The 21,004-nt window shown below is 60.7% G+C and carries 21 protein-coding genes; 8 read left to right on the top strand and 13 right to left on the bottom strand.

The window, feature by feature from the left end:
• Nucleotides 1–64 precede the first annotated feature (64 nt).
• From moeB to MWH26_RS17145, 4 genes are all read left to right on the top strand, one after another.
• Entirely contained in the window at nucleotides 65–1,180 is a 1,116-nt protein-coding gene (moeB, locus tag MWH26_RS17160) for a molybdopterin-synthase adenylyltransferase MoeB (RefSeq protein ID WP_247975237.1), read from the top strand.
• A gap of 69 nt (nucleotides 1,181–1,249) precedes the next feature.
• The gene (locus tag MWH26_RS17155) at nucleotides 1,250–1,855 is read left to right on the top strand and encodes a hypothetical protein (protein WP_247975236.1); all 606 of its coding nucleotides are present in this window, start codon (nucleotides 1,250–1,252) and stop codon (nucleotides 1,853–1,855) included.
• Nucleotides 1,856–1,896: 41 nt separating this feature from the next.
• On the top strand, nucleotides 1,897–3,060 hold the full coding sequence (locus MWH26_RS17150) for a putative sulfate/molybdate transporter (RefSeq protein WP_247975235.1): 1,164 nt from the start codon (nucleotides 1,897–1,899) through the stop codon (nucleotides 3,058–3,060).
• Nucleotides 3,061–3,066: 6 nt separating this feature from the next.
• Nucleotides 3,067–3,405, top strand: coding sequence for a hypothetical protein (locus MWH26_RS17145; protein WP_247975234.1), 339 nt, complete (start codon nucleotides 3,067–3,069; stop codon nucleotides 3,403–3,405).
• On the opposite strand, the gene MWH26_RS17140 is transcribed toward MWH26_RS17145, so the two are convergent.
• From MWH26_RS17140 to moaA, 7 genes are all read right to left on the bottom strand, one after another.
• Nucleotides 3,402–4,220, bottom strand: coding sequence for a DUF2490 domain-containing protein (locus MWH26_RS17140; protein ID WP_247975233.1), 819 nt, complete (start codon nucleotides 4,218–4,220; stop codon nucleotides 3,402–3,404). The two genes, MWH26_RS17145 and MWH26_RS17140, sit on opposite strands and share 4 nt — an antisense overlap.
• An 80-nt stretch (nucleotides 4,221–4,300) precedes the next feature.
• A complete protein-coding gene (locus MWH26_RS17135; protein ID WP_247975232.1) occupies nucleotides 4,301–5,491 on the bottom strand; it encodes a glycoside hydrolase family 88 protein in 1,191 nt (396 codons plus the stop codon).
• 88 nt (nucleotides 5,492–5,579) lie between these two features.
• Nucleotides 5,580–6,278: a ClpP family protease gene (locus MWH26_RS17130; protein WP_247975231.1), complete on the bottom strand. Its 699-nt coding sequence runs from the start codon at nucleotides 6,276–6,278 to the stop codon at nucleotides 5,580–5,582.
• A gap of 97 nt (nucleotides 6,279–6,375) precedes the next feature.
• Nucleotides 6,376–6,669 (bottom strand): hypothetical protein, encoded by a 294-nt coding sequence (locus MWH26_RS17125; RefSeq protein WP_244698258.1) that lies wholly within the window; start codon nucleotides 6,667–6,669, stop codon nucleotides 6,376–6,378.
• A gap of 3 nt (nucleotides 6,670–6,672) precedes the next feature.
• A complete protein-coding gene (locus MWH26_RS17120) occupies nucleotides 6,673–7,227 on the bottom strand; it encodes an RNA polymerase sigma factor (protein WP_244698256.1) in 555 nt (184 codons plus the stop codon).
• 104 nt (nucleotides 7,228–7,331) lie between these two features.
• Entirely contained in the window at nucleotides 7,332–8,138 is an 807-nt protein-coding gene (locus tag MWH26_RS17115) for an alpha/beta hydrolase (protein WP_247975230.1), read from the bottom strand.
• Nucleotides 8,139–8,600: 462 nt separating this feature from the next.
• Nucleotides 8,601–9,608, bottom strand: coding sequence for a GTP 3',8-cyclase MoaA (moaA, locus tag MWH26_RS17110; RefSeq protein WP_247975229.1), 1,008 nt, complete (start codon nucleotides 9,606–9,608; stop codon nucleotides 8,601–8,603).
• Between the two features lie 162 nt (nucleotides 9,609–9,770).
• On the opposite strand from moaA, the gene moaD reads away from it, so the two are divergent.
• Nucleotides 9,771–10,013 (top strand): molybdopterin converting factor subunit 1, encoded by a 243-nt coding sequence (gene moaD / locus MWH26_RS17105; protein ID WP_244698247.1) that lies wholly within the window; start codon nucleotides 9,771–9,773, stop codon nucleotides 10,011–10,013.
• Between the two features lie 195 nt (nucleotides 10,014–10,208).
• A complete protein-coding gene (locus MWH26_RS17100) occupies nucleotides 10,209–10,628 on the top strand; it encodes a molybdenum cofactor biosynthesis protein MoaE (protein WP_247975228.1) in 420 nt (139 codons plus the stop codon).
• Between the two features lie 7 nt (nucleotides 10,629–10,635).
• Here MWH26_RS17100 and MWH26_RS17095 read toward each other — a convergent pair whose 3' ends face one another.
• The 4 genes from MWH26_RS17095 to moaC all read right to left on the bottom strand — a co-directional run bounded on the left by MWH26_RS17095 (nucleotide 10,636) and on the right by moaC (nucleotide 14,652).
• A complete protein-coding gene (locus tag MWH26_RS17095; protein WP_247975227.1) occupies nucleotides 10,636–12,063 on the bottom strand; it encodes a S41 family peptidase in 1,428 nt (475 codons plus the stop codon).
• Between the two features lie 18 nt (nucleotides 12,064–12,081).
• Complete coding sequence (locus MWH26_RS17090; RefSeq protein ID WP_247975226.1) at nucleotides 12,082–12,894, bottom strand: hypothetical protein; 813 nt, start codon at nucleotides 12,892–12,894, stop codon at nucleotides 12,082–12,084.
• Nucleotides 12,895–12,974: 80 nt separating this feature from the next.
• Complete coding sequence (locus MWH26_RS17085) at nucleotides 12,975–14,174, bottom strand: NTP transferase domain-containing protein (RefSeq protein WP_247975225.1); 1,200 nt, start codon at nucleotides 14,172–14,174, stop codon at nucleotides 12,975–12,977.
• Nucleotides 14,164–14,652 carry a cyclic pyranopterin monophosphate synthase MoaC gene (gene moaC, locus MWH26_RS17080; RefSeq protein ID WP_247975224.1) on the bottom strand — a complete coding sequence of 163 codons (489 nt, stop codon included), beginning with the start codon at nucleotides 14,650–14,652 and terminating at the stop codon, nucleotides 14,164–14,166. Before moaC ends, MWH26_RS17085 begins: the two co-directional genes overlap by 11 nt.
• Nucleotides 14,653–14,876: 224 nt before the next feature.
• Here moaC and MWH26_RS17075 point away from each other — a divergent pair, with 224 nt between their 5' ends.
• The gene (locus tag MWH26_RS17075; RefSeq protein ID WP_247975223.1) at nucleotides 14,877–16,121 is read left to right on the top strand and encodes a molybdopterin molybdotransferase MoeA; all 1,245 of its coding nucleotides are present in this window, start codon (nucleotides 14,877–14,879) and stop codon (nucleotides 16,119–16,121) included.
• Between the two features lie 83 nt (nucleotides 16,122–16,204).
• Here MWH26_RS17075 and MWH26_RS17070 read toward each other — a convergent pair whose 3' ends face one another.
• Nucleotides 16,205–18,799 (bottom strand): response regulator, encoded by a 2,595-nt coding sequence (locus MWH26_RS17070; protein ID WP_247975222.1) that lies wholly within the window; start codon nucleotides 18,797–18,799, stop codon nucleotides 16,205–16,207.
• 503 nt (nucleotides 18,800–19,302) lie between these two features.
• Here MWH26_RS17070 and MWH26_RS17065 point away from each other — a divergent pair.
• Nucleotides 19,303–20,385 carry a fatty acid desaturase family protein gene (locus MWH26_RS17065; RefSeq protein WP_247975221.1) on the top strand — a complete coding sequence of 361 codons (1,083 nt, stop codon included), beginning with the start codon at nucleotides 19,303–19,305 and terminating at the stop codon, nucleotides 20,383–20,385.
• 100 nt (nucleotides 20,386–20,485) lie between these two features.
• On the opposite strand, the gene MWH26_RS17060 is transcribed toward MWH26_RS17065, so the two are convergent.
• Complete coding sequence (locus MWH26_RS17060) at nucleotides 20,486–20,914, bottom strand: putative signal transducing protein (protein ID WP_247975220.1); 429 nt, start codon at nucleotides 20,912–20,914, stop codon at nucleotides 20,486–20,488.
• Nucleotides 20,915–21,004 lie beyond the last annotated feature (90 nt).

Genomic DNA, 21,004 nt, shown 5'->3' with positions numbered 1-21,004 from the left:
GCTACGTTGCCGTTTTGTCGCCGTTTGCCCACTCGCCTCTGGTACCCGTTACCCTGCTCCAACTATGCTTACCACCGAAGAACGCCAGATTTACCGCCGCCACCTGCAGCTCCCTGAAATTGGGGAAGCCGGGCAGCTGCGCCTGAAAAATGCCCGGGTGCTGGTAGTGGGCGCCGGCGGCCTGGGCTGCCCCATTCTGCAGTACTTGGCCGCCGCCGGGGTAGGCACCCTGGGCATTGTGGATGCCGACCAGGTAGACCGCAGCAACCTGCAGCGCCAGATTCTGTATGGCCCCGCCGACCTGGGCCAGCCCAAGGCCGAAGCCGCCGCCCGCGCCGTAAAGCGCATCAACCCGCTGGTACACACCGAGGTGCATAGCTGCCGCGCTACCCTGGGCAATGTGCGCGAGCTGGTTAGCCGCTACGATGTGGTGGTAGACGGCTCCGACAACTTCCCAACCCGCTACCTGCTCAACGACGCTTGCGTGAGCTTCAACCGGCCGCTGGTGTCGGGAGCTATTTACAAGTTCGAAGGGCAAGTATCGGTGTTCAACTACCAGGGCGGGCCCACGTACCGCTGCCTGTTTCCGCAGCCGCCTTCCGCCCAGGAAGCGCCCAACTGTGATGCTACCGGGGTGCTGGGCGTACTGCCCGGCCTGGTGGGTACGGCCCAGGCCACGGAGGCCCTAAAGGTGATTTTGGGTATCGGCGAGGTGCTGTCGGGTAGGCTATGGATGTTCGACGCCCTCACCTTCCAGACCCGCACCCTCAAGTTTGCCCGCCGCCCGGAGCAAGCCACCATTAACCTGGACACCGCCAACACCCGCGACTACGCCGACTTGTGCGGGGTAGGGGTGCGCAGCATTTCCGTGGCCGAGCTGCACGAGCAATTGGAGTCGGGGCACCCGCCGTTCCTGCTGGACGTGCGCGAGCCCCACGAGTACGCCGCCGGCCACCTGCCTGGCGCTACCCTGCTTCCCCTGAGCAGCCTGGAGAAAGGCGTGGCAACCCTACCCAAGCAGCACCCGGTAGTGGTATACTGCCGCTCCGGCCGCCGCAGCGCCCAGGCCGTGGAGCGTCTCCAAACCGAGTTCGGCCTAACCAACCTGCTCAACCTCGATGGCGGCATTCTGGCCTGGGAAGACACGATGACGGACGCTGAAAACAACGTGAGCAGGTAACGTCGGCAAAGGGTGTTTATCTTGCTGAGCAAGAAGTGATACGGTATACTTTATTCACCCCGGGATGCTATGATCTGGAAACTCCTACGCATGTTGCTGCTGCTCATATTTCTGGGGGTAGTACCCATGGCCTGTTGCAAAGAAGAGCTGCGCGAATACGCCAACGTGCAGGCCATTCGGCTGTTTTTGTCGGAGTCGGTTAATGGTCCGGCCATTACCAGTGGCACGCGCACTACGGCGGCCCAGCTACGTGCCACCGTGCAGCTGGAGTATCATTACGTGGCGGTAGCGCCCTCAGGAAGCTGGTTTAGCGGCAACGCCATGGCGTTGCAGTGCCCGGAACCGGGAGGAAAGGGACTGAAAGACAAGGTAGAGTCCGTGTCCTTTACCAGCACCGGCTTGTTCAATGGGGTAGCGGCCGGCCAGTCCCTGGAGCAGTTTGTCCGGTGCAGTGCCGGCAACAGCCGTTACCAAGGCGTAACGTTCCCACTTGCCCAGCTAGCCGACTCGCTCAATACCTGGAAATCGGGGAAGTACGGTGAGCTGAATTATCCACTAGAGCTGGTTATAAGCCCCAAGCCCACCGACAACGTCCAACAGCAGTTTCTTTTGCGTATCCGGCTGCAAAGCGGCAAGCAACTAGAGCAAACTACTCCAACCTTTGTCTGGGAATAAACAAGAGCCCCCACCAGCTGCTCTTCTCACTACTTTACCGCATGCCGCTTACCGCTACCCCTCCACCTCGTCCGCGTATTCGTTTCGATAGAAATGAGCTAGCGGGAGCCTTCGGGGATTTGGGCACCGATTTACCTTTGCTGATCGGCATTATTGCCGCCTCGGGCGTGGATAGCGCCGGGGTGCTCATCATGTTCGGGCTGATGCAGGTGTTTTCGGGGCTGTGGTACGGCATGCCCATGCCGGTGCAGCCCCTGAAAGCCTTTGCGGCCCTGGTTATTGCCCAGAAAATTCCCGGCCGGGTCATCTTCGGGGGTGGGCTGGCTATTGGCGTGAGCATGCTGGTGTTGTCGGTGTCGGGGCTGATTGACGGGCTGGCCCGGCTGGTGCCCAAGCCGGTTATTCGGGGCATTCAGTTCGGGCTGGCCCTGCAGCTGGCTACCCTAGCCCTGAAGGAATACGTGCCCGCCGATGGGCTGCCCGGCTACGCCCTGGCGGCAGCGGCTTTTCTGGTAACGGCCGTGCTGCTGGGCAACCGCCGCTGGCCCGCCGCCCTGTTCGTGCTGGCCCTGGGCGTGGCCTACGGGCTCGTGTTCAAGCTGGACCTGGCCACCGCCCACCGGGCCGTGGGCCTGCACCTACCCGGCTGGCAGGTGCCTACCTGGGAGAACATAAAGTACGGCGCCATTCTGCTGGCCCTACCCCAAATTCCGCTGTCGTTGGGCAATTCAGTGCTGGCTACCAAGCAGGTAGTAGAAGATTATTTTCCGGAGCGCCCGCTCACGGTGCGGCAAATCAGCTTTACCTACGGCCTGATGAACCTGGTTAATCCCTTCCTGGGTGGCTTTCCGGTGTGCCACGGCTCGGGCGGCATGGTAGGGCATTATACCTTCGGCGGGCGAACGGGCGGCTCGGTGGTGCTTTACGGGCTGCTGTTCCTGACGCTGGGCCTAGTCTTCAGCCAAGGCTTTCAGCAGGTGGTGCAGATTTTTCCGCTGCCGGTTTTAGGGGTACTGTTGCTGTTTGAGGCCCTGAGTCTGGCTACCTTGCTGCGCGATGTAAGCGGGGCCCGCTCCGAGCTGCTCTTGGCGTTGCTGGTAGGGCTACTCTGCAGCGGCCTACCCTACGGCTACTTGCTGGGGCTGGTCGTGGGCACTAGCTTGTACTACGCCATGCAGCGCGGCTGGGTCGGTTTAGGAAAATAACTGCGTATGGAAGAACCTATACTTTATCAGGTCTGGAAAACGGTGCGGGTCGAGGCCGGGCCGCAGCCATTTCAGGGCTACTACAGCATCGGCGACAGTATGCTGTTCGACTTCCGCTTTCTGGACAACCCGGAGCAAAGCCGGACGGAATACCCCCTGGGCAGCTGGACCCGCCACGCCGAAAAAATCAAGCATCCCGGCAACGAAGCCACGCTGTATCTGCTGGTTCAGGTAGTGACGGAAGACTACCTAGTGCTGGAGCTGCACATGGTGTACGCGGGCCAGCCCCGGCACACGCTTACCCTTTCCCTGGTGCCTAACCGGGCTGAGGTAACGGCGGCTTAATCCGGCTGGGAAGGCACGTACTCCGGAGCCGGGCCCTCCGTGTTGCGGCGACTGATGCGGTAGATAACCGACAAAACCAGGTTGTTCTTGCTGGCCGTGGTTTGGGGCGTGAAAACGTTCTGCTGGTAGCTAGCCGGCGTAAAGTTCGACTGGCGCACGCCGCCTGCCTGCACCGTCCAGTGCGGATCAAACTGGTAGCCCAGCCCGCCGTACACCCGGTTTCGCTCGAAAAATGGGCCTTTGGGGTTGAAAAACACCTCGTCGTAAAGTGAGAGGAAGACCGTTTTGTTGGTAACCGTTTTTTGGTTGAGTGGAATGAAGCCATTGAGGCGGTAGCGGATCCGGTTGCGGTAGCGCACGGCGCCGGCCGGCACTACCCCGTCGCGGAAGGAAAACCAGCGCTGCTCCACCCGGTAGCGGTGCTCCACTTTCAGGCGGGCGTTGTAGTGCGTAAACGTCACCTGCTCCCAGAGGCGCTTTTCCACGTTGAGCGGGCCTTCGCCTAAGTTGCGGTAATCGGCGGTGGCGTAGCGGCCCCCAGCCACCATGAAAGTGAAGTTCTTGGCTACCTCGTGGCTGATGCCGGCCTTGAGCTCATGATAGAAATACTGCCGAAACAAGCCGTTGCTACGCGCCTGCACCTCGGCATAGCCGCCCCAATGCTTGGGTCCCGCCGGCAGCACCACCGTCCCAATCAGCCAGCTGCCCCACCGCGGGTCAGGCACCGAGTTGGTCTGACCGTGAGCAAGGAAGCTGCCAGCACCACACAAGGTGGCCGCGAGCAGCAAGCGAAAGAAACGGGGGGAAGCGGACATAGGGAAGCAGCAAAACAAGGCGCAAAAGTAGGTAAGGCTGGCTAGAACCGGCCTACTGCATCTGGGCCACCCACTCCAACTTACTTTACTTGGTTGTAGCGCAGCAAGGCTTCCAGGTAGTAATAATCGGCGTAAGTGAGCGGGGCGTCCACCTCCGTTTTGGCGGGCTTGTGGGCCACGCAGTGCTTGATGAGGAAGTTATTGTTCTCGCCTACAGCAGCCCGGTACGCGGGGCTGCTCAAACTGACTAACATCTGCTCGGCGGCCTGGCGGTAGCGCCGGGCATCCGGAGCCGGGCAGTACTGCTGCAACTCCAGCAGCGCCGAGGCCACAATGGCCGCGGCAGAAGCGTCGCGTTCCTCCCGCGGAATACTGGGCGCGTTGAAGTCCCAGTACGGAATCTTGTCGGCGGGCAGGTTGGGGTGGTTGAGGAAGAAGTCGGCGGTTCTGCGGGCCTGCTCCCGGTAGCGGGCCAGCTTGGTGTCGCGGTACATGGTAGTATAGCCGTAAATGGCCCAGGCCTGCCCCCGCGCCCACGCCGAGTTGTCGGCCGCGCCCTGGGCGGTTTTCTTGGCCAGGGGCTGCCCTTTTTCATCGTAGCAAACCACGTGGTAGGTGCTACCATCGGAGCGGAAATGGTGGCGTAAGGTGTTGTCGGCGTGGGTGATGCTGAGGCGGCGTAGGGTGGTGTCGCCGGAGGTGCGGGCGGCCCAGTTCAGCAACTCCAGATTCATCATGTTGTCGATGATAACCGGGTACTGGTAGCCCGCAAACTCATTCCACGACTTAATCAGGCCCACCGCCGGGGTAAAGCGCGTAGCCAGGGACTTCGCCCCGGTCAGCAGGACAGGCTGGTAGGCCGGGTTCTGGGTCAGGCGCAAGCCGTTGCCGAAGGGGCAATACAGCATAAAGCCTAAATCGTGGGTGTCGGTGTTGTGCTGCTCCCGGGCCATGGCCATGGTCCACCGCTCGGCGGCCTGCTGCCACTGGGGCTGCTTGGTGTACTCGTACATGTACCAGAGCGTACCGCCGAAAAAGCCGCTGGTCCACCACTCCGAGGGCATGTCCTTGAGCGAGCCATCGGGCCGGCTGGAGTAGGGAAACTTCGTGACGTCGGGGTGGGTCTGGAGCAGGCGCGTGAGCTGCTGCCCAGCGCGGGCAAACTCCTGCTGCACATTGACGTTGCGCTGCTGGGCCTGGCTAGAAAAGCTGGCGGCGAAGGTGAGCAGCAAGGCGGCCAGGAAATGGGGAAGGGAAGTTGGACGGAGCATGAAGGTTAAGCTACAGCAAAAATCGTGGGTTGCGCCGCCTGCTGCCAGCAAAAGTAAGCCGCACCCGCGCCCAGGTTCCCCCGCCGCACTACCCCACCTTGCGCTCCAGCACTTCGTCAATGAGCCCGTACTCTTTAGCTTCATTGGCCCGGAGCCAGTAGTCCCGGTCGGAGTCCTCGTGGATTTGCTGGGCGGTTTTGCCGGTGCGCTCAGCATAGATGCCGTAGAGTTCTTGGCGCAGCTTCACTACCTCACGGGCCGTAATCTCAATATCGGCTGAGGGGCCTTGCACCCCGCCGCTGGGTTGGTGAATCATGACGCGCGCGTGGGGCAGGGCTGAGCGTTTGCCCAGGGCCCCACCGCACAACAAAAAGGCGCCCATGCTCGCGGCTAGTCCGGTGCACATGGTAGCCACATCGGGCCTCACGTACTGCATGGTGTCGTACATGCCCAGCCCCGCGTACACCGAGCCGCCCGGCGAGTTGATGTAGAGCAGGATATCCTTGCGGTTATCCACTGATTCCAGGAAAAGCAGTTGGGCGTTGATGATGTTGGCTATCTGGTCATCGACCGCCTGACCCAGAAAGATGATGCGGTCCATAATCAGCCGCGAAAACACGTCGATTTCGGCAAAACGGGTCGGTCGCTCCTCAATTACGGAGCGGGTCATGGCCGTCACGTTGGGGTAGGCTTGCCCGGCTGCGTGGCGCAGGTAATCATCAACCACGGAGGCGCGGAGGCCCTGGCCCTGCACGGCAAACTTGCGGAATTCTTGAGAGGTAAGCATAAAGGAAACAAGGGTAAAAAATGGACGTAGAAGTTCCGGCTTGCCCTGAACAGGGGCAAGGGAAGAGGTGGAAAAGCCAGATAATCAAGGGAAAAGACTACCGTCGAAGGGTGCGCGGCAACACGCGTCGCAGCCCATGTACAGCAGCTTGGAGCCAGCGGTGGCGCCGGGCGGTGCCAGCAAGTTGGGCATGAATCAGGTTCAGCTCCCGCCGAAGCTGCTGGCGGCCGGCCAGTTGCAGGCCCTGGTAGAGTAGGCGCTGGGCTTCGGTGTCGGTGGCCAGCTCGGGGTCGGTGAGCAGCTGCACTTGCCACTCAGCTGCTTCCGCGGCGCAGTGGTGGCCCAGGAGGTGGCGCTCAATGAGTTGCAGGCGTTTCAGGGCGGGGCGCATGGGTTACCGGTCGAAATCGTGAGCGAATACGGCTCGCACGGAAGCGCGCAGACGCTCCAGGCACTTAAACTTCTGCACCGTTGCTGAGCGCACACTGCGGTAGTCATGGGTGCGGGCAATCTGCTCCAGGGGCTGCTGGAAATAGTAGAACGCCAGCAGCACACTCTTGCACCGCTCGCCCAGCTGCTCCACGTAGTCCAGCACCGAAAGCGCGGCCGGGGTTTCGGCCGTCTCTGGGTCTTCCGGCAACTCGCCGTGTTCCTCCATAAGGCCGGTAAGGGGTTGCTGACTGCGGCGGCTCAGCTCGCGGCGCCAGAGGTTGCGGCACACGCCCACCAGGTAGGTGCTCACCGAGGCCGACAGCACCAAGGTTTCGCCAACGGCTTTTTCATAGAAAATGACCAGCGCATCCTGAAACACATCCTTGGCATCTTGGGCTGAGCCGCCGCGCTGCTGCACGTGCCGCCGCACCATCGGGAACGTGCGCTGGTAGATGCCGGTGAGCGTCTGGTGCCGGTCGGTGAGCAGGGCGTGCCGAAGGGAGGCAATGGTTTCCATAGCAAACAGGGTAGTGGGTGAGGGCCCGCAGGCCGTTCTGCAGGTTAATCTTCTTTTAGGCCAACTATCACCCTTCGAGCCCAGAAAAAAAGTTACCGCCCAGGTCAAAGAGTAGCCAGAATCTGCTGGATGGCCCGCTGGTACTCCGGGTTGTCGGTCATGCCATTGTGCCCGGCGCCAGTCAGGGTAATGAACTGATCCTGAGGTTTGAGCAACGGCTTAAGCTGCAGAGCTTGCTCGTAGCTGATTATCTCGTCGCGGGTGCCGTGGAAGATGACGATGGGCGCTTTCACCTGCGGCAGCACTCGGTCGGTGTGCAGGGGGTAGCGTACCAGTAGGCCCGGCACCCAGGGGTAGTGCTGGTGGGCTACGGCGCGCATACTCCGGTAGGGCGTCTGCAGAATCAGCAGCCGGGGCTGGTGCCGGGCCGCCAGCCACGCCGCTGGACCAGTGCCCAAGGAGTAACCCAGCACACCGATGCGGTTTTCGGGGTACTGAGTAAGTAGCTGTTGATAAGCCGCTTCCACATCGGAAAGCAATTGCTGCTCACTGCTCAGGCGGCCCTGGCTTTTGCCGTAGCCCCGGTAATCGAGCAGGAATACGTCGTAGCCGAGGCGGGTGTAGGTAGGCGCCACATCGCCCCAACTGTCCAGGGCCCCACCGTTGCCGTGCAGATAGAAAATAAAGCCCTTTGGTGAAGCAGAATCGGCCCGGAACAGCAAACCATGCAAACGGGTACCATCTGGGGCCGTAACCCAGCGCTCCTCAAACCGACCGGGAAACCGAAAGCGGTAGTCCGGGGCTAGCCGGATCGGGAAGAACAGTAGCCGCTCCTGCTGAAAATACAGCAGCAAACACACGCCAATGTACAGCGCGGCCCCCAGCCCGAATATCCAGAACACAGCCTTCATAGTAAGCTAGGAGCTAAGTGAAGATTCAACGCCTTTCTTTTTTGCACGTTATCCTGAGCAGCGCGAAGAATCTTCTCACGCTGAAACGACTAGGGCAGAACGACGGCCGCAACCACGACCCGCTCAGCCTTAATAAGGTCCTTCGTAAGCTCAGGATGACGTGGTGAGGTAGAGGAACAGGTTGTAGTTCAGCACAGTGCAGTCCGTCCTGCAGAGGCGCAACCGAAGCATCCCGCGTGCTGACTCAAGACTACTAACTCACTGATGCGAGCCAGATGCTTCCTTCGTCAGCATGAGAATACTATGGCAACATCAGCACGCGAGATGCTTCGGCGGCGCCTCTGCAGGACGTTCTTTTTGCTACCTCTCCACTCACTATCCTAGAGGTAGAGTTACAACCCGACAGAAGAAATTGTGACGTGTTGTAATAACTCACCATTTCACCACTTCACAATTTCACCACTAGCCCCCAATCGTGCTCATGGACTCGAAGCTGAGTTGGTGCAGGGGGCGCTGGCGCTCAGCCTCGAAGCCGTTGGCGGCGCGGTGGCGGAAGGCGGAGGTGAGGGCGGCCACGATGTCGGCGTCGGAGGCGCCGCTGCGCAGTAGGGCCCGGATGTCGAGCACGCCTTGGTCGTAGAGGCAGGTTTTGAGGCCGCCTTCGGCCGTGAGGCGAATCCGGTTGCAGGTGCCGCAGAAGGTGCGCGAGTAGGCCGCAATGATGCCCAGGCGGCCCTGGTGACCAGCCACGGTGTAGTGCGAGGCCGTGTCGCCGGGGCGGGTAGCTACCGGCGTCAGCGTACCCAGATTCAGCTCCAGATGCTCCCGGATGCGGGTGTGATTCCAGGGTAGGGTAGCGGCGTGGCTACCCCCGTTGAAGGGCATTTCTTCAATAAAACGCACATCCACGGGCAACTCGCGGGTTAGCTCGGCCAGGGGGAGCAAGTCCTGGGTGTTTTGCCCGTCCATTACCACGGCGTTGATTTTCACCCGAATACCGGCGGCTAACAGGGCGTAGAACGTATCCAGCACCCGCGGCAGCTCGTCGCGGCGGGTGATACTGGCGAAACGAGCCCGGTCCAGGGTGTCGAGGCTCAGGTTGACGGCCTTTACGCCCATGCGGGCCAGCTCCGGCACGTGGGGGGCCGTGAGCACGCCGTTGGTAGTCAGGGTTAATTCCTCAATACCGGGAATTGCGCTGAGGCGGCTCATAAAGGGCACCAGGTCGCGGCGCACGAAGGGCTCCCCGCCCGTCAGGCGTACTTTGCGCACGCCTAGCCCGGCCATAATGGCGACCAGACGCTCCATTTCTTCGTAGGTCAGCAGCTCTTGCTTGGGCAGGTACTGAATGCCTTCTTCGGGCATGCAGTAGAAGCAGCGCAGATTGCACCGGTCCGTGACGGCCAGTCGCAGGTATTCCAGCGGGCGGCCGTGGTTATCAAACAAAACAGATGGGACAGCAACGGACATACTCAACAGAAAAACACCTCGCCCAGGTAGAGCAGTGAAACAAACAACGTAAATCAGACTTTTCCGTTCGGGGGAGTGACTTTCGTCCTCACGCAAACCGCGCGGCACCGGCAAGGGTTTCCGCTCCGGCCCCAATCAGCTTTACGAACACCTAGATAACCAATGAACTTGAAAATTGCTTTGTTCGGCATTGCCCGCGAAATCGTGGGACAATCGTCGCTGGAGGTTTCGGCGCCGGAAGGCCAGTCGGTGCAGGCGCTGCTGGCCGGGCTACAGCAGCAGTATCCGGGGCTTAGCCGCCTTTCCAGCCTAGCGGTAGCCGTAAATAATGAGTACGCCGAGGACAATGCTACCCTGTCGGAACGCGACGAAATTGCCCTAATTCCACCGGTAAGCGGAGGGTAAAACTGGTAAAACAACGTCATGCTGAGCTGGTCGATGCATCTCTACCGCTTCGTCCTCACAAGAGAAGTTAGCCAGCGGTAGAGATGCTTCGACCAGCTCAGCATGACAACGCTTTTTTCACAGTGCTACCAGGATAACCATTGCCAATAAGAGCAACCTACCTGCCACCATTTACCCCATCACCTCCTCATTCCCTTGATTCACATCGACCTGACCGACCAGCCCATCGACGTAGCCGCCGCCCTGCGCACGGTGGAAGACGATGGGGCCGGGGCCATTAATACGTTTATTGGGGCCGTGCGCAATAAAAGCACCGGCCGCCCCGTGGTGCGCCTCGAATACGAAGCCTACGACAGCATGGCCCTGCACCAGCTCCGCAAAGTAGCCGAACAGGCCGTAGAGCAGTGGCCGATGCTGAAAAAAGTCACCGTCATCCACCGCAAAGGCACCCTCCACATCGGCGACGTGGCCGTGGTCGTGGCCGTGTCCACGCCCCACCGCGCCGAGAGCTTCGCCGCCTGTCAGTACATCATCGATACGCTGAAGCAGGTAGTAACTATCTGGAAAAAGGAATTTTACGAGGACGGCGACGTGTGGGTAGCTGCTCACCCGTAGCACCTGACTATTTCGCCGCGCTGTTCTCCAGCAACGTTACGGCGCGTTCCAGCACTTGGTCCCGACCTTCCCGAATTCCCTGGATGGTAGGTTTTACCTCAATGTCGGGCACAATACCAACGCGCTGGGTTTCGCGGCCGTTGGGGTAGTACACGCCAATGCCCGAAATGTAGGTGTTAATGTTGCCGGGTAGCGTGATGGCCGAAACGTTGCCGTCGGCTCCGGCCGTGGTGCTGCCTAGCACCGTGGCCCCCGGTACCGCCCGCAGGGCCATGGCCGTGTATTCGGAGTTGCTCTGGGAAAGCTCATTTACCAGAATAACCACCTTCCCGGGGTACGCTGGCTTCTTACCTGGCGCTATTTGTAGCGGTGAACTTCGCAGAAACAGCCCCGGATACGTAGTCATGGGTGCACTAAACCGCACAAAGTCAGCTGGTTTAGTTAGTAGGTAGCTGGTGAGCGTAAACACCACAAAGTCAGAGGGGTAGTTGCGGATATCGATAATGAGCCCTTTAGTGCCCTGGGCTTCCTGCATGATGGCGGGCAAGTCCTGGTTTTTGATGGTGCCCAGTGAGAGGTAGCCAATGTTGCCGGGGAGCACGCGCCACGCGGGAGCTTTGGGGTCGGGAGTGCCGCTTTCAAGGCCTAGGTTCAGCTTGCTGAACAGGTAGCGGTTGAGGGTGAAAGGCAGCTCCTGGCCGTTGCGCCGGACGAGCACCGATACCTGCTCGGTGGGGCCGCGCAGCAAGCCGCGGGCGATGTTGCGCAACTGGGTAGGCTCGTTGGACGCCGGCGTGAGGGGCCGCCGCTCGGCTACCAGGTCCGCTACTTTGCGGCCGTCAACCTGCAGCACCACGTCGCCTTTCTGCAGGCCGGTGGCCAAACCCAGTTGCTGATCAAAGAAGTCCGTTACCACGGCCTGGCCCTCCACAAACCGAACTTGCACGGGCGCATGATACTTGCCCTTGTAGGCAGTCAGAATTTTATTTGGCTCATAAATAGTGGCGTGGGTGTCGTGGATGCGGGCAATGAGGGCCAGGGCCGTGAGGTGGTACTGCTCGGGGGTGCGGGCGGCCACAAACTGCGGCAGAAACTCGGGTAGCACCCGCTGCCAATCTTCCCCAATGGCGTAGCGGTAGGGAAAAAAGTAGGCAATCATGTTCCAGTAGCGGTACAAGGCCAGCAGCCGCAAGCCGTCATCGGGCAAGTCGGTTTTTAGCAGGGCGTATTTTTCCTCGTGCTGAAATATGGGGTTGCCCACTCCGGGCACAGTACTCACGTAATAGTGCGGACCCTGGTTGCGGTTGCGACGCAGGTACTCCAACTGCTGGCTCAGGGCCGGGCTCAGCTGGCGATTGTCGGTAAACCAGGCTAGGTCGGGTTGGAGGCGGATGCTTTCCGGGGCTGGCTCCCGGCAGGTAGGGCAAGGAGGCACCAGCCCCAGGCTGGTCACCTAATTGCTCAGTAGTTGGCTGCGGGCCGCGGTGGAAGAGCTAGCTAGCACCTGCGGCAGCACCCGAAACAGCGCGGCATCCAGGTTATGCTCGCCCGCCGCTACGGCCGGGTGGTAGTATTTTACGAAGCCCCACACCCGCCCCAGTACCGCCAGGTTTTCAAGTTGCTGCTTGTTGAGTGAACTGAGCTGGATGCCCGACCCCGAGTAAAACGCCGTGTCCTGCTCGGCCTTGTAATGCTTGATAGGGCGCAGCAACGCCCGCGCCAGCGGCTTGCCGTCGACGGTAAGTTCCAGCTGGTCGAGCCACATAGTGCCGGTTCCCGGCAGCAGGCCCCCCAGCACCACGGACTCCGCGGCTTCAGCGAGGGGTAGCGTGATGGAGTAGGCTCCCCACTCGGTGGTGCCGTGCAGGTTTTGCTTCGACATGTTGTCGAGGTGCAGCACGCCCTGCGGCCCATCGACGCGAAGCCACAGGCCCGCGTAGCCATTCTGCACATTCTCGGTTTTGAGAAAACCGGTCAGCGTCACGGTTTTACCCTGAAAGTTGACGGGCAGCTTAACTGAGGCGACACCAAACCCACCGGCCTTCGCACCAGCGGACTGAATCCGCAGGGCGTAGCGCCCGTGGTGTTTTACCAGCGAGTCGGCAGCTACCGTGTACCCGTTGCCCGCGGGCGCCCACCAGCCGACGGGCAGATGGGTTTTGGGGTTTACCTGTTCAACATCCAGGTTTAGATTGGGCGCTACCCGCTGGGCCTGGGTAGCAACGGTTGCGCTCAGGAGCGCCCATAATAAATAATAGCGTTTCATAGTAGTAGCTAGAGTCAGGAACGTGCTTGAAGGTAGCAGCATATTCCTGACTCTGGCCACAATGCGTTTTTAGAGCAACGCTACCCCAGTTCCTGTCGGGCTTGCTCGGCTTCTGCCGGTGTGTTCACGTTGCGCAGCTCCGCGGGTGCGGGCGGGGGGAGTAGCTCTATGTCGGAGTTGATCAGGGACTTACGGGGGCAGCTGTAGCCCAGGCTCAGGAAGCGCAGGAGCGTGCCGTAGCTGCTGGGCTCCCAGATGGTGATGAGCGGTTCGGGCCACTCATTTTCGGGGCTCTGGTAGGCAGTGGCCATCCGGGCCGGCTGCCGATGCTCTACCAAGTGGCCTAGCGTAGTGTTCGAGAGGAAAGGCAGGTCGCAGGCCACTACCAGCCAAGCAGCATTGGGGTCGAGGCGGAAGGCGGACAGCAAGCCGCTCAGCGGGCCCAGGTCGGCGAAGGTATCGGGGAGGGGGCGCAGGCCGGCATATTCCAGCTCCACTACCTGGTCGGGGCGGCAGGAAACGTGCACGTCTTGGCAGAAGCCGGCCAGCAGCTCGGCGGCGCGGGCGCGCTGCTCCTGGCCTTGGTGGTAACTAAGCTTGCCCTTGTCCTGGCCCATGCGCTGGCTGCGGCCCCCGGCCAGCACCAGGCCCCGCAGCGGCGGCGCGGCGGCGTGCCACTCCTGCAGAATCAGCTCGGCCAGGGTTTCTACGTCGTGAAGGGGAATGATGGGAACATTCGCCTCTCCTAGGTGCGCGCGCAGGTAAGCCGGTACTTCGGTTACGCCTTCGGGTAGGAGTAGGGCCCGCACGTCCGTCAGGCGGTCCAGCTTTTTCTCCACGGGTTTGGCTGGGTCCAGTATTACCAGCTGCTGGCGGGCCCGGAAATGGTTGCCGTTCACTAGCACCAGACTCTGGTGCTGCAGCCACTCCTGCTGGCTAAATTTGTCGAAGCCGCGCTTCGTGTCTAGCCGGGCGAAGGTGATTTTATCAGTTAGCTCGGCGGTGGCGCCGGCTTGCAGAATGGCATCTTGGCCGCCATTGCCACCCTGGGCTGCATCGTCGCCGGCGGCGTGGTCGGCATCCACGTAGGCTACGCGCAGGGTAGGGGCAAGCAGCGGGAGCAAGCGGGCTGTCAGCTCCTTGATCTTGCCGCAGGGCGCGCCCAAAATAGCCAGTTCGTGCCGGCCGAACTCGCCCAGGTCAGGCCGCGTGAGCTGGGCGTGCTTGGCGCGCGGAATAGGGGTAGCGCCCGCAGCGGCAGAAGTCGAGTTATCCGGCATGATGAAAGTTCTGTTTGCCGCCGGTCTTCTCCAGCAGGCGGGTTTCCTGAATAACAATGTTGTGCGACAGAGCCTTACACATATCGTAAATGGTCAGGGCGGCCACCGAAGCGCCGGTCAGGGCTTCCATTTCCACGCCGGTTTTGCCGGTCACGGTGGCGGTGCACTCAATCAGCACGGCATCCTCCCCATCGGGTTCAATGCGTACCTGGCAGTCGTCGAGGCCCAGGGGGTGGCAGAGCGGAATCAGCTCCGAAGTGCGCTTAGCTCCCATAATGCCGGCCAGAATGGCGGTTTGGAACACGGGGCCTTTGCGGGTGGGCAGGTCACCTTCTTTTACCAGGGCCATAATATCGGGGCCGAGCACCACGCGGCTGCGTGCCCGGGCCACGCGGCGAGTAGGCGTCTTCGGGCCGACATCGACCATGGCCGGCTGCCCGGCTGCATTCAGGTGGGTGAGTTTGGGAGAGTCAGGCATAGTAGCAGTAGAGACGCATCTTTGCGCGTAGTCGTTGCGAATGGTAAACAAACCGGCAAGGCCGGTACTTTGCTTTTTCGTTGTGGTAAGGTGTCATTCCAAGCAGCGAGGAATCTGGGTTCCGGCCACGAGGCTAACTCAGATTCCTCGCTGCACTCGGAATGACACTATACCGTAACGCTGCGGCGCAAAGATGCGTCTCTACATCCGTTCTATTTCCTGCCATGCTCTCCGTCGAAGAAGCTACCCGTTTGGTTACCGCCACCGTTCGTTCCCTGTCCGTTGAGTACCTGTCGCTACCCCTGGCGGCGGGCCGCATCCTGCGCGAAGACCTGCGCGCCGACCGGGACTTTCCGCCCTTCAACCGGGTAGCCATGGACGGTATTGCCCTGCGCTTTGCAGCCCTGGAAGCGGGACAAACAGAATTTCGCATCGACAGCACGCAGTTTGCCGGCCAGCCACCCCAGCCCCTGCACGACCCGCAGGCAGCCGTAGAAATTATGACTGGTGCGGCCCTGCCGGTGGGCGTTGATACGGTTATTCGCTACGAAGATCTCACGTTCCGAACCGATGCGGCCGGCCAGCGCTACGCCACCGTGCAGGCCTGCCCCCCGCGCCTAGGTCACAACGTGCACGCCCAAGCCGCCGACCGCCGCCGGGGCGACTTGCTGGTGCCCGCCGGCACCCGCCTGGAGCCGGCCGAAATAGCCGTAGCCGCCACCATTGGGGCCGCTACGGTGGCCGTTACACGCCGGCCACGAGTGGCCGTGGTAAGTACCGGCGACGAGTTAGTACCCATCACGGAGAAACCGGCGGCCCACCAGATTCGGCGCTCCAACGCTCTGATGCTACAAGCCGCCGCCTGGCAAACCGGAGCGGCCGCCGATACCTTTCACATGAACGACGACCCCGAAGCCCTGCGCCAGGAACTACCGGCTTTGCTGCACGACTACGACGCGGTGGTGCTCAGCGGCGGCGTGTCAAAAGGCAAAGCTGATTTTCTGCCCGAAACCTTGCGCGAGCTGGGCGTAGAGCAGATTTTCCACGAGGTGCAGCAGCGGCCCGGCAAGCCGTTCTGGTTTGGGCAGCAGCCCGGCGGCGCGGTGGTGTTTGCCCTACCCGGCAACCCGGTTTCCACCTTCGTGAACTTCTACCGCTACGTCCGGCCCTGGCTGCTCGCCGCCCAGCAACCCGAGGCCGAAGCAACTCCAAGCCCCGCGCAGGCCCCGCCCGGCGGCCCCGTGTCGGCCATCCTGACCGAAGACGTGCAGTTTCGGCCTCGCCTCACGCACTTTCTGCTGGTAAGCCTGGAGCCCGGCCTCGATGGCCGCCTGCTGGCTACCCCCGAGCGGGCCGGTGGCTCCGGCGACATGGCCAGCTTGCTGACTTCGGCGGGTTTCCTGGAGCTGCCGCCGGAGCAGGAGCACTTCCCGGCCGGATCGGTGCTGCCCGCGTGGCGGTTTCGGTAAGCACCTGTTGCAGAGCTTGCGGCAAGGCCGAGGCTAATAACTGCCGCGCCAGGGGAAGGCAGCAGGCAGACCGACTACTTAGCTTACTCCGCCGTGGAACTTGCGGCGGAAGCGGGAGCGGTAGCCAACGACTCCTGAATTTGGGTGATGACCTCCCGCAGCTGCTGGGTAATGCGAGCTACCAGTGTGGTTAAAGGCTCAGGCTGAAACTCGCCTGGCCATTGGTCGAGCTCCGTAACTACTGGCAGCAGGTGTAGCACGTGCAGGTGGGCTAGGCCGGGCTTGAGCGTATGGGCCGCGCTTTTCAGCCGAACTACGTTGCCGTCCTGCAGGGCTTGCGCCATTTCCAGTAGCAGTTCCTCGCTGCTTTCCACGAAGGTTTCTAGCATAAAAGTCACGAAGCTTTGGTCGCCTTGGCCAACTTTCAGCAAGTCGTCAATTTGGTAAAGCGCGGCACTTGCAGGCGTAACCGAAGGGGTAGGCACTGGCGTAACTGATTGCGTCTGTGGCACTACCCACTCGCTTACTACCTGCAGCAACTCGGCTTCTTGGAATGGCTTGGCCAGGTAGGCGTTCATGCCCGCGGCTAGGCACTTCTCCCGCTCACCTTTAATAGCGTTGGCGGTCAGAGCCACAATGGGCGTAGTGAGTTTCAATTGCTGGCGCAACGCGGCAGTAGCGCCGTAGCCATCGAGAATGGGCATCTGAATGTCCATCAAGATCAGGTCGAACACTTGCTCTTGGGCCAGGGCTACGGCTTGCTCGCCGTGCTCGGCTTCGGTCACCTGTACTTGGGCCTGCTGCAGGAACGTCTTGGCAATCTGGCGGTTGAAACGGTTGTCTTCCACCAGCAGTACGTGCTTATGGCGTAGGTGCTGGCGTAGCGGGCTGTCCTCAGTCAGCAGCACTTGGGGCAGCAGGTCCTGGGCTGTGCCCACGGGTAGGCGCAGAATAAACCGCGTAATCGTGCCCCGGTGCTTCTCGCTTTCCAGCTGCACGTCGCCGCCCATGAGTTTGACTAGGTTGCGGCAAATGGGCAGGCCCAGCCCAGTGCCGCCAAACTTGCGCGTGACGGAGGCATCTTCCTGGCTGAATTCCTGGAAGATGTGGGCCAGAAACTCCGGCTCAATGCCTACGCCCGTATCGGCTACCTGAAACAGAACATCCACGGCTCCGATGGGGGCATTTGCCGCCTCCACCGCTTCGCAGGAAATGACTACTTGTCCTTTCTCCGTGAACTTGATGGCATTGCCGGCCAAATTCAGCAGCACTTGCGTGATGCGGTACGGGTCGCCGAGCAGGACGGCCGGAATGCCCGCCCCAATTCGGGTGCTCAGGCAGAGGCCTTTTTCGGCGGCTTTGTAGTGCAGGGTTTGCTCTACCTGAGCTAGTAACTGGGTAGGGCCGAAGCCCACCTGCTCCAGCACCATCTTGCCCGCTTCTAGCTTCGAAAGGTCCAGAATGTCATTGATGATGACCAGCAGGTTATCGGCGGAGGTGGTAATGGCTTGCTGGTAACTGCTTTGAGTTGGTGTGAGCGGGGTTTTGGCCAGCAGCTGGCTCATGCCCAGAATGGCGTTCATGGGCGTGCGAATTTCGTGGCTCATGTTGGCCAGGAAAATTTCTCGGGCCCGCACCGCCGACTCCGCCGCCAGCTTGGCGTGGCGCAGAGCCTGCTCCGTCACTACCCGCTCCGTCACGTCGAGGCCGTAGCCCAGAATCATGTGGAGGGAGCCATCAGGGTGAAATACGGGCTGCAGGCAGCGGTACTGGTGGCGGCTGCCCTCGGGCCGCAGAAAGGTTTCTTCGTAGGTCACGAGGCTGCGCTGCTGCACCACTTGCTCCAGCTGGGCGTGCCGCTCGTGGGCCATGGAAGCCGGGTAATTGGTCCGGGAAAAGTAGTCGAAGTTGTTTTTGCCGATAATCCACTTCCGCGTTTCTGGGTCCTTGATGCCGCTGGCATTCACGAACAGGTAGCGGAACTGGTCGTCGAAAACGCCCACGTCGCAGGGCAACTGATCCAGCACAAACTCATAAAAGGCCCGCTGCTCGGCCAGTTGTTTTTCTACTTGGCGGCGCTCGGTAATATCTACGCCCATGCCCACCATCATGCGCAGGGAGCCATCGGTTGCAAACACGGGTAGGAAATGTCGCCGGATGTGCTGGGGGCCAGCCGCCGTTTCCTGCACTTCCTCCCACGAAACGACGGTGCGGCCTTGCACGGCCTGCTCAAAGCACTGGCGGCGCTGCTCGGCAAGCTTCCGGGGGCGCTGGAAGTGGGCGCAATAGGCAAAATCGTCCTGTCCAATAACCCAGCTCCGGGTAGCCGCGTCCAGAATACCGTTGGCATTAACAAAGCGGTAGCGGTGCTCGGCGTCGAAAACGGCAACCTCCACGGGTAGCTGTTGCAGAATGGCTTCGTAGAAATTCTGTGGGGCGTCGGGGCCTGCTTCGGCGGCGGGCTCGGAGGCAGTGTCGCTGCCGGGAATGGGCCCGCAGTTATTGGCTGGCGCTTTCGGCTGGCTCGGTCGCTGGGCCGCGGCCAGTTGGGCCTGCGTAGCGGCCAGCGCCTGCTGCAAAGTTGCAATGCGGTCCTCGGCCCAGGTGCGCCACGCTGTTTCGTCAGTAGGTGGAGCGGCTACATGATCAGAAAAGCCAAGAGACGAAACAGCAGACATCTACGACAGATAGGAAAAGTGATAAAGTAGCAAATATAGTCAATACATGTAGTGTAATATACTTATTAGTAGATGACTAGTTAAGGAATAAGTAGGATGATTTTGATAAATACTCATGTTCAGCGGTCAAGTATCATTTGTGCTGCCTTGCGTGCTGAGCTGAATCCAAGCAAACAACTTATACCAGCCTGACTCGGCGCAGATTTCCCGATTACCTGCTTTATAGGTGCCGGCCGAGTCGTTCTGCTGCGGGCCTTGGCTTCCTCTACTACCAGAGCAGTAGGCCACATCAGCAGCTACCCGTTCGGCGCACCTCAGTACTACTTGGATGGCACTTTTGGGCTGGGGCGGGGTGCGGCCGGCTGGGTACCCCTTGCGCGGGTAGGGGCCGCGCCTCCGTGTTTCGGTGGCACTTTTGTTGTACTCTTGTGGTTGCCTATACTTACAACAACATTTCTGGCCGAAGCGGTGTGGACTGCTCTTGCGCAGTTTTCCCTTTGTCTATGAGTGCTTCGCTTAAATTCACGAACGCCAACCGTTCACTTTTCTTTGCCACAGTTCGCCAGCGGGTGGATGCTTACTTTCAGCTTCACCAGCTTTCCCGGCATGCCAACCGGGCCATGTGGGGAAAAACCATTCTGTTTCTGGTCAGCTTTGTGGGGCTGTACGCACTCATTCTATCCGGCTTGCTAGGCCCCTGGGGCATGCTGGTTGCGGCCGGACTGTTGGGAGCCACCAATGCCTTCATCGGCTTCAATATCTGCCACGATGCCCTGCACGGAGCTTTTTCAGCTAACAAGCGCGTAAACAAGGGCTTGGGCCTGCTCTTCAATTTGCTGGGGGCCAGCCCCTACGTGTGGGGCATTACCCACAACCTGGTGCACCATACCTACACCAACATTCCCGGCCACGACGAAGATATTGAGGTAGCGCCCGGTCTGGTGCGTTTGTCGGAGGACGAGCCCGTACGCCCTTGGCAACGGTTTCAGCACTTCTACGCCTTTGCCCTGTACGGGCTGGCGTCGTTGTCGTGGGTGCTGCGCAAGGACTACGTTAAGTTTTTTCAGGCAAAGATTGGGGAGCATGTCGCCAATCATCCCCGCAAGGAATACGTGAACCTATTCCTGTATAAGGCCCTGTACTACGTCTTATTCATTGTTTTGCCGCTGGTGTTCCTCCCTATTACCTGGTGGCAGTTTCTGCTGGGCTTTCTAACCATGCACTTCGTGGAAGGGCTGGTGCTGGGCTTGGTTTTTCAGCTGGCGCACGTGGTAGAAGGTACCGCTTTCCCGCTGCCCGACGCGCAAGGCGAAATGCAGGAAGCGTGGGCCGTGCACCAGCTCCAAACCACGGCCAACTTTTCGCCTACCAGCAAGCTGGCCAGTTTTTTCTGCGGGGGTCTGAACCGGCAAATTGAGCATCACCTATTTCCGCGCATTTGTCACATTCACTACCCTGCCCTGTCGGTGATTGTCCGCAACACGGCCCAGGAGTTCGGCTTGCCCTACCTGGAAAACGCTTCGTTCTGGGGCGCGCTTCAGTCCCACTACCGCATCCTGTACAAGTTGGGCCGGGCCAGTGCCTAGCCGCTACCTTCTCGGCAAGCAGAAGGGGTAGCACGTTTTCTGAATATAACGACTAAACGAAAGAAAGCCCGCGGGAAGCTATTTCCCGCGGGCTCTCGTGTTATTCTGCCTCGAACTCCAGCCCGCAGGTAAAGCAATGACACTGGGGCTTTTCGGGGGCCTGAAGCCAGAGGCGCAGCTTCACGAAAAGGTTGTCGGTGGGCTGGGGCTGGTGGCGGCAGACTACGTCGGCATGGTGGCAGCGGGGGCAGCGCCGGGTGCCGGCGGCTGGCTCTTCTGCCGGCTCGGGGGGCATGGCATGCATGGGGGCCCGTTGGGCGTGCAGTACTTCGTGGGCAGCCGCTACGTCCGGGGCCCGCACGAATAGGCGCACCGCTCCCAGCACGGGCCCATAAGGCCGGTTTTCGTTGCCCAGAAAGCAAGGAATGCCAGCGGCATCAAGCTGATTTTTAGCTAAATGCGCGGTAATAACATCCCGAAACGATTCGAGCAGGACAATGTTGGCAGGAGCGGAAGAATCCGGGGGCATACAGAAAAGGCGGGGCTGAGGGGCCGTACAAGCCAAAAACAACAGAAGCACCCCATTGGGTGCTTCTGAAGAGGAAAAAATGCGGGCAGG

It is taken from the genome of Hymenobacter sublimis (assembly GCF_023101345.1).
GTDB lineage: Bacteria > Bacteroidota > Bacteroidia > Cytophagales > Hymenobacteraceae > Hymenobacter > Hymenobacter sublimis.
The sequence above is the reverse complement of the archived record's forward strand: the minus strand, read 5'-3'. Positions and strand labels throughout refer to the sequence as shown.

Bases quoted from the DNA above. Each gene is read 5' to 3' on its own strand.
- moeB (WP_247975237.1), top strand. From the start codon at position 65: ATGCTTACCACCGAAGAACGCCAGATTTACCGCCGCCACCTGCAGCTC.
- MWH26_RS17155 (WP_247975236.1), top strand. From the start codon at position 1,250: ATGATCTGGAAACTCCTACGCATGTTGCTGCTGCTCATATTTCTGGGG.
- MWH26_RS17150 (WP_247975235.1), top strand. From the start codon at position 1,897: ATGCCGCTTACCGCTACCCCTCCACCTCGTCCGCGTATTCGTTTCGAT.
- MWH26_RS17145 (WP_247975234.1), top strand. From the start codon at position 3,067: ATGGAAGAACCTATACTTTATCAGGTCTGGAAAACGGTGCGGGTCGAG.
- MWH26_RS17140 (WP_247975233.1), bottom strand. From the start codon at position 4,220: ATGTCCGCTTCCCCCCGTTTCTTTCGCTTGCTGCTCGCGGCCACCTTG.
- MWH26_RS17135 (WP_247975232.1), bottom strand. From the start codon at position 5,491: ATGCTCCGTCCAACTTCCCTTCCCCATTTCCTGGCCGCCTTGCTGCTC.
- MWH26_RS17130 (WP_247975231.1), bottom strand. From the start codon at position 6,278: ATGCTTACCTCTCAAGAATTCCGCAAGTTTGCCGTGCAGGGCCAGGGC.
- MWH26_RS17125 (WP_244698258.1), bottom strand. From the start codon at position 6,669: ATGCGCCCCGCCCTGAAACGCCTGCAACTCATTGAGCGCCACCTCCTG.
- MWH26_RS17120 (WP_244698256.1), bottom strand. From the start codon at position 7,227: ATGGAAACCATTGCCTCCCTTCGGCACGCCCTGCTCACCGACCGGCAC.
- MWH26_RS17115 (WP_247975230.1), bottom strand. From the start codon at position 8,138: ATGAAGGCTGTGTTCTGGATATTCGGGCTGGGGGCCGCGCTGTACATT.
- moaA (WP_247975229.1), bottom strand. From the start codon at position 9,608: ATGTCCGTTGCTGTCCCATCTGTTTTGTTTGATAACCACGGCCGCCCG.
- moaD (WP_244698247.1), top strand. From the start codon at position 9,771: ATGAACTTGAAAATTGCTTTGTTCGGCATTGCCCGCGAAATCGTGGGA.
- MWH26_RS17090 (WP_247975226.1), bottom strand. From the start codon at position 12,894: ATGAAACGCTATTATTTATTATGGGCGCTCCTGAGCGCAACCGTTGCT.
- MWH26_RS17085 (WP_247975225.1), bottom strand. From the start codon at position 14,174: ATGCCGGATAACTCGACTTCTGCCGCTGCGGGCGCTACCCCTATTCCG.
- moaC (WP_247975224.1), bottom strand. From the start codon at position 14,652: ATGCCTGACTCTCCCAAACTCACCCACCTGAATGCAGCCGGGCAGCCG.
- MWH26_RS17075 (WP_247975223.1), top strand. From the start codon at position 14,877: ATGCTCTCCGTCGAAGAAGCTACCCGTTTGGTTACCGCCACCGTTCGT.
- MWH26_RS17070 (WP_247975222.1), bottom strand. From the start codon at position 18,799: ATGTCTGCTGTTTCGTCTCTTGGCTTTTCTGATCATGTAGCCGCTCCA.
- MWH26_RS17065 (WP_247975221.1), top strand. From the start codon at position 19,303: ATGAGTGCTTCGCTTAAATTCACGAACGCCAACCGTTCACTTTTCTTT.
- MWH26_RS17060 (WP_247975220.1), bottom strand. From the start codon at position 20,914: ATGCCCCCGGATTCTTCCGCTCCTGCCAACATTGTCCTGCTCGAATCG.